The sequence below is a fragment of the Sinomonas flava genome, assembly GCF_039531875.1.
GTDB classification, from domain to species: domain Bacteria; phylum Actinomycetota; class Actinomycetes; order Actinomycetales; family Micrococcaceae; genus Sinomonas; species Sinomonas flava.
Genome location: NZ_BAAAQW010000002.1, coordinates 248,894 through 269,498 on the forward strand (window position 1 = coordinate 248,894; position 20,605 = coordinate 269,498).

A 20,605-nucleotide genomic window follows, 5' to 3' on the forward strand; every position below is an offset into this window, starting at 1 on the left:
TTTCAGGCACCGTTTCCCGGTATGGGAGACTGTCCCGGTGACTGAAAGCCCCGCACTCGTGATCTTCGATCTGGACGGAACCCTCGTAGACCCAGCGGGCAGCATCACATCAGGCATCGCCTTCGCGCTCAAGTCGCACGGGCTGCCCGTGCCGGACGCCACGACCCTCGGTAGCATGGTCGGGCCGCCCCTCCTCGAGTCGCTCCGCCGGCTGGCAGACGTGCCCGAGGAGGCGCTCCCCGCCGTCGTGCACGCCTACCGCAGGCGGTACATCTCGCACGGCATGGCGGCGAGCCGGCCCTACGCGGGGATCCCCGAGCTCCTCGCGCAGCTCCGCGGGGAAGGCCTGCACCTCGCGGTCGCAACCCAGAAGCCCCAGTCGCTCGCTGAGAAGCTCCTGAAGCTTCACGGCCTGGACCGGCACTTCCACAGCATCCATGGCGCGCCCGACGACGAGACGCTCCCGCCGGCGCCGGACGGCAAGGCACGGATCGTGCGCGCTGCCCTCACCACCAACCACGCCAGCGCTTCCCGGGCCGTCATGGTGGGCGACCGTCGCCACGACGCCCACGGAGCCGCTGCCAACGGGATCCCCTGCATCGGGGTCCGCTGGGGCTTCGCCCCGGCCGGCGAGCTTGAGGCGCTCGCGCTCGTCGGCATCGTCGATGACGCCGCTGCCCTCCGCGATGCGATCGCGGCTGTGCTGTCGCGCCAGACGGCCGGCACGGCCGCGGAGACTGCCGCATGCTGATCTACACCCTCACCCGCCAGAGCATCCGCGGGCTCATCGCGGGCCTGTGCCGCCCCACGGTCACTGGGCTCGAGAACGTGCCCACGACCGGACCGTTCATCGTGGCCTCGAACCACCTCTCGTTCCTCGACTCGGTGATCATCCAGGCCCTCATGCCGCGCGGCGTGGCGTTCTTCGCGAAGGCTGAGTACTTCACCGGCAAGGGCGTCAAGGGCAGGCTCATGAAGTCGTTCTTCGAGGGCGTCGGGTCGATCCCCGTGGAGCGCGGCGAGCAGGCGGCAAGCGTGGCCGCCCTCAAGACGCTGCTCGACATCCTCGACGAGGGCCGCGGCATCGGGATCTATCCCGAGGGGACCCGCTCACGGGACGGCCTCCTCTACCGCGGGCGGACGGGGGTCGGGTGGCTCGCGCTCACGACGGGTGCGCCCGTCGTGCCGGTGGGCCTGCGGGGGACCGAGAAGCTCCAGCCTGCGGACACGAACGGGATCAAGCCGCAGCACTTCGAGATGATCGTCGGGAAGCCGCTCTCCTTCGACAGGACCGGGCCGGACCACTCCCTTCCCGCGCGGCGCGAGGCGACGGACCGGATCATGGATGCCATCGCGGCCCTGAGCGGGCAGGAGCGCGCGGCTGGCTACAACAAGCCGCCCGCGCAGTAGCAGCCGCCCCGGCTCACTAGACTGGACCAGTGGCAGATCCAGCGAGCTACCGGCCCAGGACAGGAGAGATCCCGACCGATCCCGGCGTCTACAGGTTCCGTGACCCGCACGGGCGCGTCATCTACGTCGGCAAGGCCAAGAACCTGCGGCAGCGGCTCACGTCGTACTTCGCGAACCCCGCGACGCTCCTGCCCAAGACCTACGCGATGGTCCACGCGGCGGCGAGCGTGGAGTGGACGGTGGTCGGCAGCGAGCTCGAGGCGCTCCAGCTCGAGTACACCTGGATCAAGGAGTTCCGGCCCCGGTACAACCTGGCCTTCCGGGACGACAAGACGTACCCGTACCTCGCGGTCACGATGGGCGAGAAGTTCCCGCGGGTCCAGGTGATGCGCGGGGAGCGGCGCAAGGGGACCCGCTACTTCGGGCCGTACACGGCCGGCGCCATCCGGGAGACCATGGACACGCTCCTGCGGGTCTTCCCGGTCCGGTCCTGCAGCGCCGGCGTCTTCCGCCGGGCCGAGCAGAGCGGCCGGCCGTGCCTGCTCGGCTACATCGACAAGTGCTCGGCCCCGTGCGTCGGCCGCATCTCAGAGGAGGACCACCGCGCCCTCGCCGAGGACTTCTGCGCCTTCATGGGCGGGGAGGCGAGGCGCTTCATCGTGCAGCTTGAGCGGAGGATGGCGGACGCCGTCGCCGATCTCGACTACGAGACCGCTGCCCGCCTGCGCGACGACATCATCGCGATGAAGAAGGTCTTCGAGCGCAATGCCGTGGTCCTGTCCGAGGAGACCGACGCGGACGTCTTCGCCGTTGAGGAGGACGAGCTCGAGGCCGCCGTCCAGGTCTTCCACGTCCGCGGCGGCCGCATCCGCGGGCAGCGGGGCTGGGTCGTCGAGAAGGTCGAGGAGGCCACGCCGCAGGAGTTCATCGGCCACCTGCTGACCCAGATCTACGGCGAGCAGTCCGAGACGGACGGGCGGCTCCCGCGGGAGGTCCTCGTCCCCGCGATGCCTGACGACGCCGACGAGTTCACCGCGTGGCTCAGCGGCCTGCGGGGGGCGAAGGTGGAACTCCGCGTCCCGCAGCGCGGGGACAAGGCGGCGCTGATGAAGACGGTGCACGAGAACGCCGTGCAGGCGCTGCGCCTGCACAAGAGCCGCAGGGCCGGGGACATCACCACCCGGTCCCTCGCCCTCCAGGAGCTCCAGGAGGCCCTCGAGCTGCCGGAACCGCCCCTGCGGATCGAGTCCTTCGACATCTCGCACGTCCAGGGGACGAACGTCGTCGCCTCCATGGTCGTCGTCGAGGACGGCCTCACGAAGAAGAGCGAGTACCGCAGGTTCTCCATCACGGGCGACGCCGCGCGGGACGACACCGCCGCGATGCACGACGTCCTGACGCGCCGGTTCCGCAACTACCTGGCCGAACGGGAGAAGCCTGTCGAGGAGCGCGACCGCGGCGGCAAGTTCGCGTATCCGCCGAACCTCGTCGTGGTCGACGGCGGTCAGCCCCAGGTCACGGCGGCCGTTCGGGCCCTGGCCGAGCTCGGCATCGGGGACGAGATCCGCGTCGTCGGGCTCGCCAAGCGCCTCGAGGAAGTGTGGCTCCCCGAAGGCGACTTCCCCGTCATCCTGCCGCGGGCCTCCCAGGGCCTCTACCTGCTCCAGCGGATCCGCGACGAGGCGCACCGCTTCGCCATCACGTTCCACCGCCAGAAGCGCGGCAAGAGCATGACGGCGTCGCTCCTGGACGAGGTGCCCGGTCTCGGGCCCGCACGGAAGAAGGCCCTCCTGACCCACTTCGGATCGCTCAAGCGGCTCAAGGCCGCCGGACTGGGCGAGCTCACCGAGGTTCAGGGGGTCGGTCCGGCCCTCGCCGCGGCAGTTCACGCCCGCCTGAACGGCCTCGGCGACGCCGCGCCTGCCGTGAACTACGCGACCGGCGAGATCATCGAGTCCTAGTTGGCCGCCGGTCTTGGATAGGCTGGGGACCATGAGGGAGACGAGCGCCGCCGAGGCGGACCACGACACAGGACTCACCCCGGTCAAGCCCGCCGCCTCCGAACTGCTCATCGTCACGGGCATGTCGGGCGCGGGCCGGAGCACGGCCGCGAATGCGCTCGAGGACCACGGCTGGTACGTCGTGGAGAACCTCCCGCCGCAGCTGCTCGGCACGCTCTCGGAGCTGGTCGGCCACGCGTCGGCGAAGATCCCGAAGCTCGCGGTCGTGATGGACGTGCGCAGCAAGGCGCTCTTCGCGGATATCCGCGAGGCGCTCGCGCAGCTGGGCGCGCGCGGCACCGAGTACCGCGTCCTCTTCCTCGATGCACGGGACGACGTGCTGATCCGCCGCTTCGAGCAGGGCCGGCGGCCCCATCCGCTCCAGGGCGGCGGGCGGATCTCGGACGGGATCGCGGCGGAGCGCGCCATCCTCGCGGAGCTCAGGGAGCACGCGACCCTCGTCCTCGACACCTCGGACTTCAACGTCCACGGGCTCGCCACCGCGATCACCGAGCTCTTCTCGGAGAAGGGCCCCGTGACGCTCAGGCTCAACGTGATGAGCTTCGGCTTCAAGTACGGGCTCCCCGCCGACGCGAACTACGTCGCCGACGTCCGGTTCCTCCCGAATCCCCACTGGGTGCCGCAGCTGCGCCCCCACACGGGACTCGACCCCGATGTCCGGGACTACGTCCTCGTCGCGAACGGGGCCCAGGAGTTCGTGGACCGCTACGTGCTGGCCCTCGAGCCCGTGCTCGCCGGCTACCGCAAGGAGAACAAGCACTACGCGACGATCGCGGTGGGCTGCACCGGCGGCAAGCACCGCTCCGTCGCGATCGCCGAGGAGCTCAGCAAGCGCCTCGCGCAGCAGCCCCGCGTGACGGTGACGACGTCGCACCGCGACCTCGGGAGGGAGTGAACGCGGTGTTCACCGGTCAGCTGCCGCTCATCCCGCCGGGCACGGGGACAACCGGCGGGACGCCCAAGGGGCCGTCCGTCGTCGCCCTCGGCGGAGGGCATGGCCTCTCGGGGTCATTGTCAGCGCTCCGCCTCCTCACCACCGACCTCACCGCCGTGGTCACGGTCGCGGACGACGGCGGGTCCTCCGGCCGCCTGCGCAAGGACTTCGGCGTCGTCCCTCCGGGCGACCTCCGGATGGCCCTCGCCGCACTGTGCGACGACACGGACTGGGGGAGGACCTGGCGTGACGTCATGCAGCACCGCTTCCGGTCCCCGACCGGCATGAGCGGACTGGAGAACCACGCGCTGGGGAACCTCCTCATCGTCACGCTCTGGGAGCTGCTGGGCGACGTCGTCGACGGCCTGCGCTGGGCCGGGGCGCTGCTTGGCGCGCGCGGGGAGGTGCTCCCGATGTCCCGGACGCCCCTCATGATCGAGGGCGACGTCGAAGTCGCCGCGGCCGGCGCCCACGGGGGCACCCCCCGCCGGGAGACGATCCGCGGACAGGCGGCGTGCGCCGTCGCCGGCCGCCTCGAGGAGGTCCGCCTGGTGCCGGACGATGCGCCGGCCTGCCCCGAGGCGCTGTCGGCGATCGAGCTCGCGGACTGGGTCGTGCTCGGTCCGGGCTCGTGGTACACGTCCGTCCTCCCGCACCTCCTGCTGCCCCAGATGCGCGAGGCGCTCTGCGCGACCCCCGCCCGCAGGTGCATCACGATGAACCTCACGATGGACACCAAGGAGACCACGGGGATGAGCGCGGCGGACCATCTGCGCGCCCTCCAGCGGGTCGCGCCGGGCTTCACGGCAGACGCCGTGATCGCCGACGAGGCGACGGTGGCGGACCGGGCGGAGTTCGAGCGCGTGGCAGCCGAACTCGGCGCCGAGGTCCACTTCGATAGAGTGAGGTCTTCCGGCCACAGGCCGATCCACGACCCGCTCCGGCTTGCCGGGGCGTACCACGAGGTCTTCACGGGGGGCGGCGCTCCCCAGGGTGGCCGATGAGCGTCGCTCCGCAGGGCCAGCCGCGGGAGCAGGAGGGGACACCATGGCATTGACCCAGAGCGTCAAGGACGAGCTCTCGAGGCTGACCGTCAAGAAGTCCTCCGAGCGGAAGGCCGAGGTCTCCGCGATCCTGCGCTTCGCCGGCGGGCTCCACATCATCTCGGGGCGCATCGTGATCGAAGCGGAGGTGGACCTCGCCGCGACCGCCCGCAGGCTCCGTGCCGCCATCGCCGAGGTCTACGGCCATCCGAGCGAGATCATCGTGGTCTCGGGCGGTGGGCTGCGCCGCGGCAACCGGTACGTGGTCCGGGTGGTGCGCGAGGGCGAGGCGCTCGCGCGCCAGACGGGCCTCCTCGACAATCGCGGGAGGCCCGTGCGCGGGCTTCCGTCCGTCGTCGTCAACGGGTCCGCGGCCGACGCCGAGGCGGTGTGGCGCGGTGCATTCCTCGCCCACGGCTCCCTCACCGAGCCGGGGCGATCCAGCGCGCTCGAGGTCACGTGCCCCGGTCCGGAGGCGGCCCTCGCGCTCGTCGGTGCGGCCCGGCGTCTGGGCATTGCGGCGAAGGCCCGTGAAGTGCGCGGGGTGGACCGCGTCGTCGTGCGCGACGGCGACGCGATCGCCGCGCTCCTGACACGCATGGGCGCCCACGACGCGCTGATGGCGTGGGAGGAGCGGCGCATGCGCAAGGAGGTGCGGGCCACCGCGAACCGCCTCGCGAACTTCGACGACGCCAACCTGCGCCGGTCCGCCCAGGCCGCCGTGGCCGCGGGCGCCAGGGTCGAGCGCGCCCTCGAGATCCTCGGCGACGACGTCCCCGAGCACCTGCGCTACGCCGGAGAGCTGCGGGTCGCGCACAAGCAGGCGAGCCTCGATGAGCTCGGCCGGCTCGCGGACCCGCCCCTGACGAAGGACGCGATCGCCGGCCGGATCCGCCGTCTGCTCGCCATGGCGGACAAGAAGGCTGCGGAGTCGGGGATTCCGGGAACCGAGGCCAGCGTGACGCCGGACATGCTGGACGGCTGATCCCGGCGCCTGTGACATCACGTTTCGGTATCCTGTCCGGGCACCTGCTTAGGATGGAGCCGTCACCAGCCCGCACATCACGGCCAGTGGTGCGGGAAGCCAACCGATGGAGGATGTTGTGACCTACACACTGCCCGAGCTCCCGTACGACTACGCGGCACTCGAGCCGCACATCTCGGCGCGGATCATGGAGCTCCACCATGACAAGCACCACGCGGCGTACGTGACCGGTGCCAACACGGCCCTCGAGAAGATGGCCGAGGCCCGCTACAACGGCGACGGCGCTGCTGCGGCCAAGCTGTCCAAGGACCTCCAGTTCAACCTGGGCGGCCACATCAACCACTCGATCTTCTGGAACAACCTCTCCCCGGAGGGCGGCGACAAGCCCGAGGGCGAGCTCGCTGCCGCGATCGACGAGTACTTCGGCTCGTTCGACGCATTCCGCGGCCAGTTCACCGCTGCCGCCACGACGATCCAGGGCTCCGGCTGGGCGATCCTCGCGTACGAGCCCATCGGCGGCAACCTCGTCATCGAGCAGATGTACGACCAGCAGAACGGTGTGCCGGTCGCGACCACTCCGATCCTCCAGCTCGACATGTGGGAGCACGCCTTCTACCTCGACTACCAGAACGTCAAGGCTGACTACGTCAAGGCGTTCTGGAACATCGTGAACTGGGCGGACGTCGCCAAGCGCTTCGACGCGGCCCGCAAGGGTGCCGCCGGTCTCGTCATCGTCTGAGAGGCTCGTCACATTTTGTGACTTTCGGTGCGAAAGGGTCCGTCTGTTCCGAGACGGGCCCTTTCCCCGTAGGATGGAGGGCGGAAAGGCCCCGGCGGCCTTTTGGCCATGGACAATGGAGACTCAGGCTGTCGGCCTTTCCTTGTGCAAATCTCTGCCCAATGATGTGCGGGACCGTCTAACAGTTCGAGCAGTCATCCGGGTGCTCGACTGAGCATCAAGGAGATCGACCAGAGTGACCACTCGTATTGGCATCAACGGCTTCGGCCGCATCGGCCGCAACTTCTTCCGCGCAGCGCTCGCCCAGGGCGCCGACCTCGAGATCGTGGCGGTCAACGACCTCACGAGCCCCGAGACGCTGGCCCACCTCCTGAAGTACGACTCCGTGACCGGTCGCCTCGCCCAGTCCGTCGAGGTCCGCGACGGCATCATCGTGGTGGGCGGCAAGGAGGTCAAGGTCCTCGCTGAGCGGGATCCCGCGAACCTGCCGTGGGCCGACCTCGGGGTCGACATCGTCATCGAGTCCACCGGCTTCTTCACCAAGGCCGCGGACGCCAAGAAGCACCTCGCCGCGGGCGCCAAGAAGGTCATCATCTCGGCCCCGGCAACGGATGAGGACGTCACGATCGTCATGGGAGTCAACGACGGCCTGTACGACCCGTCGAGCCACGACATCATCTCGAACGCCTCCTGCACCACGAACTGCCTCGGCCCGCTCGCCAAGGCGATCAACGACGCGTTCGGCATCGAGCGCGGCCTCATGACCACGGTCCACGCCTACACGGCCGACCAGAACCTCCAGGACGGCCCGCACCGCGATCTCCGCCGTGCCCGTGCCGCCGCGATCAACATGGTCCCGACCTCAACCGGCGCTGCGAAGGCCATCGGCCTCGTGCTCCCCGAGCTCAAGGGCAAGCTGGACGGCTACGCGATCCGCGTTCCCGTTCCGACCGGCTCGGCGACCGACCTCACGGTCACCGTCTCGCGAGAGGTCACCAAGGAAGAGGTCAACGCCGCCGTCAAGGCCGCATCGGAGTCGGAGGGCCTCAAGGGCATCCTGACGTACACCGAGGACCCGATCGTCTCCTCGGACATCGTGACTGATCCCGCCTCGTCGATCTTCGATTCCGGGCTGACCAAGGTCATCGGGAACCAGGTCAAGGTCGTGTCCTGGTACGACAACGAGTGGGGCTACTCCAACCGCCTCGTCGACCTCACGGAACTGGTCGCGTCCAAGCTCTGACCCGGTCCGTAACGTAAGGGGAACTCGGATAGCCTGAGTCCATGACTGCACACACTCTCGACGAGCTGCTCGCCGATGGTGTCCGCGGGCGGCGCGTTCTGGTCCGGTCGGACCTGAACGTGCCGCTCGACGGGTCCACCGTCACTGACGACGGCCGCGTCCGCGCCTCCCTGCCGGTGATCCAGAAGCTCGCCCAGGCGGGTGCGCGGGTCCTCGTGATGGCCCATCTCGGCCGCCCCAAGGGCACACCGGATTCCAAGTACTCGATCAAGCCGGCCGCTGACCGCCTGGCCGAGCTCGCGGAACCCACCGGGATCACGGTACAGCGCGCCGAGGACACCGTGGGGGAGAGCGCGCAGGCGCTCGCTGCCGCGCTCGAGGACGGCCAGGTGCTCGTCCTCGAGAACGTCCGCTTCGACGCCCGCGAGACGAGCAAGGACGACGCCGAGCGCGCCGCGTTCGCCCGCGAACTCGCGGCTCTGACCGGCGAGGGCGGGGCGTACGTCGACGACGCCTTCGGTGCGGTGCACCGCAAGCATGCGTCGGTGTTCGACATCGCCCAGATCCTCCCCGCGTACCTCGGCGAGCTCGTCCGCACCGAGGTCGAGGTGCTGCGGCGCCTCACCGACGGGGCCGAGCGCCCGTACGTCGTGGTCCTGGGCGGCTCGAAGGTGTCGGACAAGCTGGCCGTGATCGACAACCTCATCGGCAAGGCGGACAAGCTCCTCGTGGGCGGGGGCATGCTCTTCACCTTCCTCGCGGCCAAGGGGCACAAGGTCGGCTCGAGCCTGCTCGAGCAGGATCAGATCCCGACGGTCCAGGAGTACCTCTCCCGGGCTGCGTCGGCGGGCACCGAGTTCGTGCTGCCGACCGACGTCGTCGTGGCCTCGAAGTTCGCCGCGGACGCGGAGCACGAGGTCGCCGCGGCCGACGCCATCGAGTCCACGGGCTTCGGCGAGGCCGGAATCGGGCTCGACATCGGACCGGACACCGCTTCCGCGTTCGCCAAGGAGATCACCGAAGCCAAGACGGTGTTCTGGAACGGGCCCATGGGCGTCTTCGAGTTCCCGGCCTTCGCGGCCGGCACCAAGGCTGTCGCCCAGGCCCTCGCCGACGCGACGGCGGCGGGTGCCCTCACCGTCGTCGGCGGCGGCGACTCCGCGGCCGCGGTCCGCACGCTCGGTTTCGAGGACGGCCAGTTCGGCCACATCTCGACCGGCGGAGGCGCGAGCCTCGAATACCTCGAGGGCAAGGAGCTGCCGGGCCTCACAGCCCTCGGCGCCTGACCCCACGCGCGCCGCGCCCCCCAAGGGGGCGTGGCGCGCTCTCTTCCCCGCGTCGGCCTGTCCGGCGCCCAGCAGGACCCTCCAAGGAGACACTGTGACCACCTCTGCCAACGGCTCGTTCGAACGTACCCCGCTGATCGCCGGGAACTGGAAGATGAACATGGACCATCTCCAGGCCATCACGCTGACCCAGAAGCTCGCGTGGACGCTCGACGACGCCAAGCACGACTTCGCGCGCGTCGAGGTGGCCGTCTTCCCGCCGTTCACGGACCTGCGCGGCGTCCAGACCCTCGTGGCGGGCGACGACCTTCCGCTCGCCTACGGCGGCCAGGACCTCTCACAGTTCGACTCCGGGGCATACACGGGCGACATCAGCGGCGCCTTCCTCGCCAAGCTCGGCTGCCGGTATGTCCTCGTGGGCCACTCGGAGCGGCGGACCGTGCACGGCGAGACCGACGAGGTGCTGGCGGCCAAGGTCAAGGCCGCGTTCCGCCACGGTCTTGTACCCGTGCTGTGCGTCGGTGAGGGCCTTGAGGTCCGGCAGGCGGGCACGCACGTGGAGCACACGCTCGGACAGCTCAGGGCCGATGTCGAGGGACTCACCGCCGAACAGGCGACCGCCCTCGTCGTCGCGTACGAGCCGGTCTGGGCCATCGGGACGGGCGAGGTCGCCGGCCCCGGCGATGCGCAGGAGATGTGCGCCGCCATCCGGTCCGAGCTTGCCGAGCTGTTCGGCGCGGACGCGGCCAACGCCACCCGGCTCCTGTACGGCGGCTCGGTCAAGGCGAACAACGCGGCCGCCATCCTCGCCGAGAAGGACGTCGACGGTGTGCTCGTGGGCGGCGCAAGCCTCGACGCCGCCGAATTTGCTAGCATTGTCAGGTTCGAGAGCCACACGGCGGCCTAGCCGCCTGCCTTGACCAAGCAGCCTGCGCAGAGCAGGCATGAGACCGCCGCGAGAAAGGCCGGAGCTCCCACGTGGAAGTCCTGACGATCATCCTGCAGATCCTGCTCGGCATCACGAGCCTGCTGCTCACGCTGCTCATCCTCATGCACAAGGGCCGCGGAGGCGGCCTCTCCGACATGTTCGGCGGCGGCATGTCGTCCGGGCTCTCGTCGTCGGGCGTCGCGGAGCGCAACCTGAACCGCTTCACGATCATCCTGGGGGTCACGTGGGCGGTCGTCATCATCGCCCTCGGCCTCATCATGCGCATCACGAGCGTGGGGGACTCCTGACGGAGCCGCCGCGTCCCTGACACCGTCGCGACACGGAAGGGGCGGGAGCAGCAGCTGCTGCTCCCGCCCCTTCCGTGTCGCCGGTGCGCCCCGGCTCCTGATGGCATCAGGCCGAGGCCGGCTCCTTGCGGACGAGTTCCACCGGGACCTTCGCGGCCGCTGCGGCGTCGATGAGCCACAGCGTGCGCGAGCGCCCACGGGCACCGGCCGCCGGCACCTGGACAGGTCCGGCGCCCGCAAGAGCGAGCCCGACGGCGCCGGCCTTGTCCTCGCCCGCCACGACCATCCACACTTCCTCCGCGGAGCGGATCGCGGGCAGGGTGAGGGAGATGCGCGACGGCGGCGGCTTGGGGGAGTTCTCGACTCCCACCACAAGCTTCTCGGTCTCGCGCACAGCGGCCATCTCCGGGAAGAGGGACGCGATGTGGGCGTCCGGGCCGACGCCGAGGAGGAGGACGTCGAAGCGGGGCAGGGCGCCGGGCTCGTCCGGGCGGTGATCCGAGTAGTCCGCCGCGTGTTCCCGGGCGGCGGCTTCGGCGAGGCGGCGCGCGTAGTCCGCGGCGGCGTCGTCCGCGGTCGCGAACTCGCCCGCGGCGCCGGGCACGTGGACCCGTTCGGGATCGAGCGGGAGGTCGTCCAGCAGGGCCCTCGCGGCCTGACGGCTGTTCCGTTCGTCGGAGTCAGCCTCCACGAAGCGCTCGTCGCCCCACCAGACATTCACCTTCGCCCAGTTGACCGCCCTGCGGGCGGAGGACGCGGCGAGGGCCTCAAGGGTCCCGATCCCGGTCGATCCGCCCGTCAGGACGACAGTCGCCTCCCCGTACCGGTCCTGGGTGTCCACGAGCTTCGTGATGAGGCGCGCCGCGATGGCTGCCAGCAGCACCGACGAGTCGGGATGGACGCTCACACGGGGATCAGCGCTCACTGGGCTGCACGCTCCTCAGGTTGGTGCGCGGCAGTCCCGAGGAGAGCACCTCGCCGAAGACCTCGTCCGGGTCCAGCCTGCGCAGTTCTTCGGACAGGCAGTCTTGCAGATTCCGGCGCGCCAGGGCAATGCGCTGCGGGGGCTGGCCGGGCTGGGTCAGCTCGGCGACGGTGAGGCCCGGTCGGTAGAGCTGGACGTCCCCGGTACCGCGGTGCAGGCGCACCCGGCGGATCCCCGTCCCGGCGGGATCGGCGACGATGGTCACCGGCGCGTCGAGCGCGAGGGTGAGCCAGGCCGCGAGCAGGGCCGTGCTCGGTGAGTCCGAGGCGCCCTCGACGGTCACGCCGGTGACCGGGCTGTCGTCGGCCTGGTCCAGGGCAGCGGCGAGCTGGATGCGCCAGTTCGTGAGCCGGGTCCAGGCCAGGTCCGTGTCGCCCGCGGTGTACGTCTCGCGGAGGCGGTACAGGGCCGCCGTCGGGTCCGGCTCGTTGCCGGAGTCCGTGATGCGGCGGTGGGCGATGCGCCCGATCGAGGTCTTCCCCGCGTTCGCGGGCGCGCCATGGGGCCACCAGGCGACGATCGGGGCGTCGGGCAGGAGCAGGGCCGCCACGAGGGACTCGCTCTCCTCGGCCAGCATGCCGTAGCCGCGCAGGACGATGACCTCCGAGGCCCCCGCGTCCCCGCCCACCCGGATCTGCCCGTCGATGCGGTTCGCCGAGTCGCGGCCCGAGTCGACGAGGACGATGATCCGGCAGGGGTGCTCGCGGCTGGCCTGGTTCGCCGCCTCGATGGCCTCTTCCTCGAACCCGTGCCTGGTGATGACCACGAGGGTGAGGACCCGGCCCAGGGCCACGACGCCGCCGCGGTGCCTGAGGTTGGTGATCTCCTTGGAGATCTTGGAGGTGGTGGTGTTGGGCAGGTCGATGATCATGGCCGCCTCCAGGAACGTCCGTCACGGGCCAGGAGCTCGTCCGCGGACGAGGGCCCCCAGCTGCCGGGTGCGTAGGGCTCGGGCTGCTCGCCTGTGCTGGCCCAGTACTCCTCGAAGGGGTCCAGGATCTTCCAGGACAGCTCGACCTCCTCGTGCCGCGGGAACAGCGGCGGCTCCCCGAGCAGCACGTCCAGGATGAGGCGCTCGTAGGCCTCGGGCGAGGACTCCGTGAAGGAGTGGCCGTAGCCGAAGTCCATGCTCACGTCGCGGACCTCCATCTGGGTGCCCGGAACCTTGGAGCCGAAGCGGATCGTCGCGCCCTCGTCCGGCTGGACGCGGATCACCACCGCGTTCTGGCCGAACTCGGCCTCGGCCTGGTCTTGGAAGAGCAGGTTCGGCGCCTTCTTGAACACGACGGCGATCTCGGTCACCCGCCGCCCGAGCCGCTTGCCGGCGCGCAGGTAGAAGGGGACCCCGGCCCAGCGGCGGGTGTTGATGTCCAGCCGCACCGCCGCGTACGTCTCCGTGGTCGAGTCCGCGGGGATGCCCTCCTCCTCGAGGTAGCCCTTGACGAGCTCCCCGCCCTGCCACCCGCCGGAGAACTGGCCCCGGGCGGAGTGGGTCGACAGATCCTCGGGCAGCTTCACGGCTGCGAGGACCTTCTCCTTCTCGGCCCGCAGGTGCTCGGCGTTGAACGAGATCGGCTCCTCCATGGCAGTGAGCGCCAGGAGCTGCAGCAGGTGGTTCTGGATCACGTCGCGGGCCGCGCCGACGCCGTCGTAGTAGCCCGCGCGGCCCCCGGTGCCGATGTCCTCGGCCATGGTGATCTGGACGTGGTCCACGTAGTTGGCGTTCCAGATCGGCTCGAACAGCTGGTTCGCGAAGCGCAGCGCCAGGATGTTCTGGACGGTCTCCTTGCCGAGGTAGTGGTCGATGCGGAACACCGCGTCGGCCGGGAAGACGTCCTCGACGATCTCGTTCAGCGCCCGCGCCGAGGCCAGATCGTGCCCGAACGGCTTCTCGATCACCACCCGGCGCCACTTGCCCTCCTCAGGCTGGGCGAGACCGTGCTTGGACAGCTGCCGGCACACCTGCTCGAAGGCCTTCGGCGGGATCGACAGGTAGAACGCGTGGTTCCCCCGCGTCCCGCGCTGCTCGTCGAGTTCCTTGATCGTGTCCCGGAGGCGGACGAACGCGTCGTCATCGTCGAACGTTCCCTGGACGAAGCGGATGCCCTGGCTCAGCTGCGCCCACACCGTCTCGTCGAACGGAGTCCTGGCGTGGGCCTTGACCGACGCCTTGACCTCCTCCGCGAAGTCCTCGCGCTCCCACTCCCGCCGGGCGAAGCCCACGAGGGCAAAGCTCGGCGGGAGCAGGCCGCGATTGGCCAGATCGTACACGGCGGGCATGAGCTTCTTGCGGGCGAGGTCGCCGGTCACCCCGAAGAGGACGAGCGACGACGGGCCGGCAATGCGGTTCAGCCGACGGTCCCGCGGGTCGCGCAGGGGATTGGCGGGCCGCCGGGCTCCGCCCTTGTCGTTCTCTGGCATAGCTGCTTTCTTCTCGTGGCTACCGGGCGAGCGCCGAGACGAGCTCGACCAGCGCTGCGACACCGGCACGGCGGTCGGTCAGATGGAGGCGGAGCACGGGACGGGCGTGCTCCGCGAGCACCTGGGCGTCGCCGGCTGCCTGCGCCGCAATAAGCTGGCCGAACGTGAAGGGCCGGTCCGGGATGGAGACGTCCTGCGCGGCCTCCGCCGTGATCTGCAGGAACACGCCGACGGCGGGACCGCCCTTGTGGTACTGCCCGGTGGAGTGCAGGAAGCGGGGGCCCCACCCGAACGTCGTGGGCCGTCCGGTCGCCGCGGCGAACCGGTCGCGGACCGATTCGAGCTCAGGGAAGGCGAGTCGGTCGAGGTACGCCTGCACGCTCAGGTAGCCGTCCGGGCCGAGCTGGGCCAGGAGTGCCTTCACCGCTTCCTCGGCCGTCGACGCACCCCCGAGCCAGTCGCCGCCGCGCACCTCGATTGGGCCGTCGCTGAAGGCAGCCGGGGTCGGCTCGGGGCGGCCATCCAGGAGTCCGCGCGCAGCGACCTTGGCGGCCTCGACGTCGGGCTGGTCGAACGGGTTGATGCCGAGGAGCCGACCGGCGACCGCGGTGGCGAACTCCCACACGAACATCTGCGTCGCGAGGGTTCCGCCCACGGCGGCCTCGTCCGCGCCCAAGGAGGGCTCGGCGTCGGCCGACACGAGCCGCACGACCAGCACATCGGCCGCGCCGGCAGAGACCTCGGGCGAGTCCACGGTCGCGACGACAGGGAGGACCCCGCGGCCGTTCTTGCCGGTCGATTCCGCGATGAGCTGCTCCGCCCAGTCGGCGAAGCCCGCGATCCCGGATCCGTCCTCAACGATCACGATCTTGTCCCGCAGGGGGGAGGTGCCGCCGAGCACGGCGCCGAGCCGGATGCCGACGTTGTCCTCGGAGTCGTCACGCAGGAGCTCGGCGGCCTCCTCGGCCTCGTCGAGGAGCGCCTCGATGTCCACGCCCGCGAGCCCCGAGGGCACGAGGCCGAACGCGGTGAGCGCCGAATACCGGCCTCCCACCGTGGGGTCGGCGTTGAAGACGGCGCGGTAGCCGGCCTCGCGGCTCGCCGAATCCAGCGGCGAGCCGGGGTCCGTGACGACGACGATCCGGCGCGCCGGATCGATGCCGGCTCCGGTGAAGGCCGCCTCGAACGCCCGCCGCTGCGAATCCGTCTCCGCCGTGGAACCCGACTTGGACGAGACGACGATAGCGGTGTTCTCGAGGCGTTCGGAGAGGGCCGAGGCGACCTGCTCGGGGTCGGTCGAGTCGAGGACGACGAGCGGCACTCCCGCCGTGGCGGCGATGACCTCGGGGGCGAGCGACGAGCCGCCCATGCCGCAGAGCACGATCCGGTCCACGCCCTCCGCGCGGAACTCGTCGCGCAGGGCAAGGATGTCCGCGACGAGCGGCCGGGAGACGGACGCTGCCTCGACCCATCCGAGCCGCTTCGCGGACTCCTCCTCGGCCTCCGGGCCCCACAGGGTGTGGTCCTTCGCGAAGATCCGGCTCGCGACGTTGTCTGCCGCGAGGGCCGGGGCGTGCGCTTCGACCGCCTCGCGGGCCGAACCCGTCGCGTCGAAGGTGAGGGCGCTCATACTCAGGCCCCCTTCGCGTCGGCGGTCTTGGCGGAGGCGAGGGCACCCTCGGTGTCGGCCAGGAGTTCGTTCCAGGACGCGACGAACTTGTCCAGGCCCTCGGACTCCAAGACGGCGACGACGTCGTTGTAGTCGACGCCGAGGCCGGCCAGGGCATCGAGGTGCGCGTTCGCCTCAGCGTAGGTTCCGGTGACGGTGTCGCCCGTGACCTCGCCGTGGTCGAAAGTCGCCTCGAGTGTCTTCTCCGGCATGGTGTTCACGACGTCCGGGGCGACGAGGCCCGTGACGTAGAGGGTGTCCGGAAGGCTCGGGTCCTTGACGCCGGTGGAGGCCCACAGCGGGCGCTGGGGCCGCGCGCCCGCATCGGCGAGGAGCTTGAAGCGCTCGGAGGAGAATTCCTCCTCGTAGACCTGGTAGGCGAGGCGGGCATTGGCCAGGCCGGCCTTGCCCTTGAGGGCCTTGGCCTCGTCCGTGCCGATCTTCTCGAGGCGCTTGTCGATCTCGGTGTCCACGCGGGAGACGAAGAACGAGGCGACCGAGTGGATCTGGGATAGGTCGTGCCCGTTGGCCTTGGCCTTCTCGAGCCCGGTCATGAAGGCATTGATGACCTGGCGGTACCGCTCGAGCGAGAAGATCAGGGTGACGTTGACGCTGATCCCGGACGCGAGGGTCTCGGAGATCGCCTCCAGGCCCTCGACCGTGGCCGGGATCTTGATGTGCACGTTGGACTTGGCAACTTTGGCGTGGAGCTTCTTCGCCTCGGCGATGGTCGCAGCGGTGTCCCAGGCCAGGCGCGGGTCGACCTCGATCGAGACGCGGCCGTCGACTCCGCCCGTGGCCTCGGCAACGGGAGCGAAGAGGTCGCATGCGTCCGCGACGTCCGCGGTCGTGAGCTCGAAGACGGCGCGCTCGACGTCGGCGCCCTCTGCCGCGAGGGAGGCGAGGGTCGCGTCGTACCCGTGGCCCTTCGTGATGGCCAGATGGAAGATGGTCGGGTTCGTGGTCACACCGACCACGTTCTTCTCCTCGATGAGGGCCTTGAGGGAGCCGTCGGTGAGGCGGGCACGGGAGAGGTCGTCGAGCCAGATGGAGACGCCGGCGTCGGAGAGGGCCTGAGTCGGGGTGGTCATGGTGTCCTCCTGGTGGGGTCAGGCCGCGGTGGCGGCGAGGGAGTCCTTGGCGGCGGCGGTCACGGCCTCCGCGGTGATGCCGAACTCGCGGAACAGGGTCTTGTAGTCGGCGGAGGCGCCGTAGTGCTCGAGGGAGACGGTGCGGCCGGCGTCGCCGACGAACTCGCGCCAGCCGAGCGCGAGGCCGGCCTCGACGGAGACGCGGGCCTTCACGGCGGCGGGGAGCACGGACTCCTGGTAGGCGGGGTCCTGGGCCTTGAACCACTCGACGCACGGCATGGACACCACTCGGGCGGCGATGCCGTCGGCGGCCAGTGCTTCACGGGCCTGAACGGCGAGCTGGACCTCGGAGCCCGTGGCGATGAGGATCACCTCGGGGTCCACGTCCTTCCCGTCGCGCTGGGCCTCGGCGAGGACGTAGCCGCCGCGGGCGGTGCCCGCGGCGTCGGCGAAGCCGCCCTCAGCGCGGTCCCAGACGGGCAGGTTCTGGCGGGTCAGGACGATCCCGGCGGGGTGGTCCGTGTTCTCCAGGATGGCCTTCCATGCCTGGGCGACCTCGTTCGCGTCGGCGGGGCGCACGACGTCGAGCCCCGGGATGGCGCGCAGCGACGCGAGCTGCTCCACGGGCTGGTGGGTCGGGCCGTCCTCGCCGAGGCCGATCGAGTCGTGCGTCCACACGTACGTGGACGGGATGCCCATCAGGGCCGAGAGGCGGATCGCGGGGCGCTGGTAGTCGGAGAAGATCAGGAACGTGCCGGAGAAGGCTCGGGTCTTGCCGCCAAGGGTGATGCCGTTGACGATGGCGGCGGCGGCGTGCTCGCGGATGCCGAAGTGCAGCACCCGGCCGTACTCGTTGCCCTTCCACGCCCCAGTGGAGCGGGAGGAGGGGATGAACGAGGGGGATCCCTCGATCGTGGTGTTGTTCGACTCGGCAAGGTCAGCGGACCCGCCCCAGAGCTCGGGCAGGACCGGGCCGATCGCATTCAGGACCTTGCCCGAGGCGGCACGGGTGGACACCTCCTTGCCGGCGGGGAACACCGGCAGGGACTTCTCCCAGCCGGCGGGAAGCTGGCGGGCCTCGATGCGCTCCTGCAGCTTCGCAGCCTCGGGGTTCGCCGCCTTCCATGCGTCGAAGGACTCCTGCCAGGCGGCCTTGGCGGCCTCGCCGCGCTCGATGGCGCCGCGGGTGTGCGCCAGGACCTCGGGATCGACCTCGAAGGACTTCTCCGGGTCGAAGCCCAGGACCTCCTTGAGCGCAGCGACCTCGTCCGCCCCGAGGGCCGAGCCGTGGATCTTGCCCGTGTTCTGCTTGGTCGGAGACGGCCAGCCGATGATGGTCCGCAGCGAGATGATTGAGGGACGCCCGGTCTCGGCCTTTGCCGCCACGAGCGCGTCCCACAGGCCCTGCACGTCTTCCTTGTACTCGCCCGAGGCGGTCCAGTCCACGCGCTGGGTGTGCCAGCCGTAGGCCTCGTAGCGCTTCAGGACGTCCTCGGTGAAGGCCACGTCGGTGTCGTCCTCGATGGAGATGTGGTTCTCGTCGTAGATCACCACGAGGTTGCCCAGCTCCTGGTGCCCGGCCAGAGAGGAGGCCTCCGAGGTCACGCCCTCCTGCAGGTCGCCGTCCGAGGCGATGACCCACACCGTGTGGTCGAACGGCGACTCGCCGGCGGGCGCCTGGGGGTCGTAGAGGCCCCGCTCGCGACGCTGGGAGTACGCGAAGCCCACCGAGGAGGCCAGGCCCTGCCCGAGGGGGCCGGTGGTGATCTCCACGCCCTTGGTGTGCCCGTACTCGGGGTGGCCCGGGGTGAGGGAGCCCCACGTGCGCAGCGACTCGAGATCGTCCAGCTCCAGCCCGTACCCGGCCAGGAACAGCTGGATGTACAGCGTCAGGGAGGAATGCCCGGGGGAGAGGATGAACCGGTCCCGGCCGATCCACGTGGGATCGGCGGGGTCGTGGCGCATGAGCTTCTGGAACAGCAGGTACGCGGCCGGGGCGAGGCTCATCGCCGTGCCCGGGTGCCCGTTGCCCACCTTCTGCACCGCGTCCGCAGCCAGCACGCGCACCGTGTCCACAGCCTTGCGGTCCAGATCCGTCCAGACCAGTTCTTGTACATCCACAGCAGGCACTAAGACCGAGCCCCTCTCCATTGCTGACGGCAAGCAGCCTCCGGCGAGCCCGCGAAAAAATGGTGGGCCTGCGACGCACTGCCAGCCGTTCACCATCGAAACGTTGTCTGCGGACGTCCACGTCCTGGCGGGGGCCGGCAGGACACATGGCATGTAAGGGACGTCCAGCTCACATACTAGCCACGCGGCGGGGTCCGACGAGAGGGTGTTCCCAAAATTTGCCGCGATATTCCGCAGTGTGAATCACGCGACCCGCGTGCGGGCGTGATGCCGCGGAAATCCGCCGGACATGCGGGGCGAGCGCGGAATCGGGGACAGCACAGGCGCCGGGTATCATGGAGGCGGCCACGTGCGCCTTCGAGGCCGCGTCACGGCCCGCATCTCAACTGAGTGATACCGAGTAGAACAGAGTCGCGCACCCGTGAGTACAGCAGACGCACCCGTTGCCCAGTCCGGATCAGCCAAGCTCGGTCTGCGCCGCAAGGTCAAGGCGTACGTCGCCCTCACGAAACCTCGCGTCATCGAGCTCCTCCTCGTCAGCACCCTGCCCACGATGATCTACGCAGAGCGAGGGTTCCCGTCGATCGGCCTCATCCTCGCCACCATGGTGGGCGGCGCGTTCGCGGCGGGCAGCGCCGGCGCCTTCAACTGCTACATCGACCGCGACATCGACCGCCTCATGCGCCGCACCGTGAACCGGCCGCTCGTCACGGGCGAGGTGACGCCCCGGGAAGCACTGGCGTTCGCGTGGATCCTCGGCATCGCCTCCCTCGCCATCCTGTGGTTCGGGGCAAATCCGCTCTCCTCGGTGCTCGGGGCCGCTGCGATCTTCTTCTATGTGGTCGTCTACTCGCTCGTGCTCAAGCGCCGCACCGCGCAGAACATCGTGTGGGGCGGCGCCGCGGGCTGCTTCCCCGTGCTCATCGCCTGGGCCGCCGTCACGAACACGGTCGAGTGGCCGGCAATCATCCTCTTCATGGTCATCTTCCTCTGGACGCCGCCGCACTACTGGCCGCTGTCCATGCGCTACGGCGATGACTACCGCAACGCGAATGTCCCCATGCTCGGAGCCATCGCCGGCGCGAAGATCGTGGCCGTCCAGGTGGTCCTCTACGCCTGGGCCATGGTGATCTGCTCGCTGCTGCTGATCCCGCTCGGCCGCGCCGGCTGGGTGTACACGGTGGCCGCGGTCGCGAGCGGGATCTGGTTCCTCTACGTCTCGCACGCCCTCTACACGCGGGCGCAGCGGGAGGAGATCGAGGACAAGAAGGCCATGAAGGTCTTCCACGGCTCGATCAGCTACCTCACCGTCCTGTTCCTCGCCCTCGCGGTGGACCCGTTCGTGGGGGCGCCGCTCGTCGGCTGACTGGCAACGCGGCAGACGCAGGAAGGGCCACACCGGATTCCGGCGT

The 20,605-nt window shown here is 70.2% G+C and carries 18 protein-coding genes; 12 read left to right on the top strand and 6 right to left on the bottom strand.

Annotation, left to right across the window (positions count from 1 at the left end; all coding sequences use genetic code 11):
• Positions 1-37: 37 nt before the first annotated feature.
• The 11 genes from ABD298_RS02020 (at position 38) to secG (ending at position 10,897) form a co-directional block, all read left to right on the top strand.
• Positions 38-751 carry an HAD hydrolase-like protein gene (locus ABD298_RS02020; protein WP_344297973.1) on the top strand — a complete coding sequence of 238 codons (714 nt, stop codon included), beginning with the start codon at positions 38-40 and terminating at the stop codon, positions 749-751.
• Positions 745-1,410, top strand: coding sequence for a lysophospholipid acyltransferase family protein (locus ABD298_RS02025; protein ID WP_344297975.1), 666 nt, complete (start codon positions 745-747; stop codon positions 1,408-1,410). Before ABD298_RS02020 ends, ABD298_RS02025 begins: the two co-directional genes overlap by 7 nt.
• Positions 1,411-1,439: 29 nt before the next feature.
• The gene (uvrC, locus tag ABD298_RS02030) at positions 1,440-3,371 is read left to right on the top strand and encodes an excinuclease ABC subunit UvrC (RefSeq protein ID WP_344297977.1); all 1,932 of its coding nucleotides are present in this window, start codon (positions 1,440-1,442) and stop codon (positions 3,369-3,371) included.
• A 31-nt stretch (positions 3,372-3,402) separates the two neighbouring features.
• Entirely contained in the window at positions 3,403-4,326 is a 924-nt protein-coding gene (gene rapZ, locus ABD298_RS02035) for an RNase adapter RapZ (RefSeq protein WP_208712467.1), read from the top strand.
• Positions 4,323-5,369, top strand: coding sequence for a gluconeogenesis factor YvcK family protein (locus tag ABD298_RS02040; protein WP_425564277.1), 1,047 nt, complete (start codon positions 4,323-4,325; stop codon positions 5,367-5,369). The genes rapZ and ABD298_RS02040 overlap by 4 nt, the downstream gene beginning before the upstream one ends.
• Positions 5,370-5,412: 43 nt before the next feature.
• Entirely contained in the window at positions 5,413-6,393 is a 981-nt protein-coding gene (gene whiA / locus ABD298_RS02045) for a DNA-binding protein WhiA (protein ID WP_344297980.1), read from the top strand.
• Positions 6,394-6,499: 106 nt separating this feature from the next.
• A complete protein-coding gene (locus ABD298_RS02050) occupies positions 6,500-7,132 on the top strand; it encodes a superoxide dismutase (protein ID WP_344297982.1) in 633 nt (210 codons plus the stop codon).
• 235 nt (positions 7,133-7,367) lie between these two features.
• A complete protein-coding gene (gap, locus tag ABD298_RS02055; RefSeq protein ID WP_208712471.1) occupies positions 7,368-8,375 on the top strand; it encodes a type I glyceraldehyde-3-phosphate dehydrogenase in 1,008 nt (335 codons plus the stop codon).
• 41 nt (positions 8,376-8,416) lie between these two features.
• Complete coding sequence (locus tag ABD298_RS02060; protein ID WP_344297984.1) at positions 8,417-9,661, top strand: phosphoglycerate kinase; 1,245 nt, start codon at positions 8,417-8,419, stop codon at positions 9,659-9,661.
• Positions 9,662-9,755: 94 nt separating this feature from the next.
• Positions 9,756-10,568 carry a triose-phosphate isomerase gene (tpiA, locus tag ABD298_RS02065; RefSeq protein WP_344297986.1) on the top strand — a complete coding sequence of 271 codons (813 nt, stop codon included), beginning with the start codon at positions 9,756-9,758 and terminating at the stop codon, positions 10,566-10,568.
• Positions 10,569-10,639: 71 nt separating this feature from the next.
• Positions 10,640-10,897 (top strand): preprotein translocase subunit SecG, encoded by a 258-nt coding sequence (gene secG, locus ABD298_RS02070; protein ID WP_208712474.1) that lies wholly within the window; start codon positions 10,640-10,642, stop codon positions 10,895-10,897.
• Between the two features lie 106 nt (positions 10,898-11,003).
• Here the strand turns inward: secG and pgl are convergent, their stop codons facing one another.
• From pgl to tkt, 6 genes are read right to left on the bottom strand one after another with little or no spacing between them, the layout of a single operon-like run.
• Positions 11,004-11,822, bottom strand: coding sequence for a 6-phosphogluconolactonase (pgl, locus tag ABD298_RS02075; protein ID WP_344297988.1), 819 nt, complete (start codon positions 11,820-11,822; stop codon positions 11,004-11,006).
• Positions 11,812-12,753: a glucose-6-phosphate dehydrogenase assembly protein OpcA gene (locus ABD298_RS02080; protein WP_344297990.1), complete on the bottom strand. Its 942-nt coding sequence runs from the start codon at positions 12,751-12,753 to the stop codon at positions 11,812-11,814. The genes pgl and ABD298_RS02080 overlap by 11 nt, the downstream gene beginning before the upstream one ends.
• On the bottom strand, positions 12,750-14,303 hold the full coding sequence (gene zwf / locus ABD298_RS02085; protein WP_208712477.1) for a glucose-6-phosphate dehydrogenase: 1,554 nt from the start codon (positions 14,301-14,303) through the stop codon (positions 12,750-12,752). The genes ABD298_RS02080 and zwf overlap by 4 nt, the downstream gene beginning before the upstream one ends.
• Before the next feature lie 19 nt (positions 14,304-14,322).
• Positions 14,323-15,933, bottom strand: coding sequence for a glucose-6-phosphate isomerase (locus ABD298_RS02090; protein ID WP_344297992.1), 1,611 nt, complete (start codon positions 15,931-15,933; stop codon positions 14,323-14,325).
• A 2-nt stretch (positions 15,934-15,935) separates the two neighbouring features.
• On the bottom strand, positions 15,936-17,063 hold the full coding sequence (gene tal, locus ABD298_RS02095; protein ID WP_344297994.1) for a transaldolase: 1,128 nt from the start codon (positions 17,061-17,063) through the stop codon (positions 15,936-15,938).
• An 18-nt stretch (positions 17,064-17,081) separates the two neighbouring features.
• Positions 17,082-19,184 carry a transketolase gene (gene tkt / locus ABD298_RS02100; protein ID WP_344297996.1) on the bottom strand — a complete coding sequence of 701 codons (2,103 nt, stop codon included), beginning with the start codon at positions 19,182-19,184 and terminating at the stop codon, positions 17,082-17,084.
• Positions 19,185-19,614: 430 nt separating this feature from the next.
• Here tkt and ABD298_RS02105 point away from each other — a divergent pair, with 430 nt between their 5' ends.
• Entirely contained in the window at positions 19,615-20,559 is a 945-nt protein-coding gene (locus tag ABD298_RS02105) for a heme o synthase (protein WP_344297998.1), read from the top strand.
• The last annotated feature ends 46 nt before the right edge of the window (positions 20,560-20,605 follow it).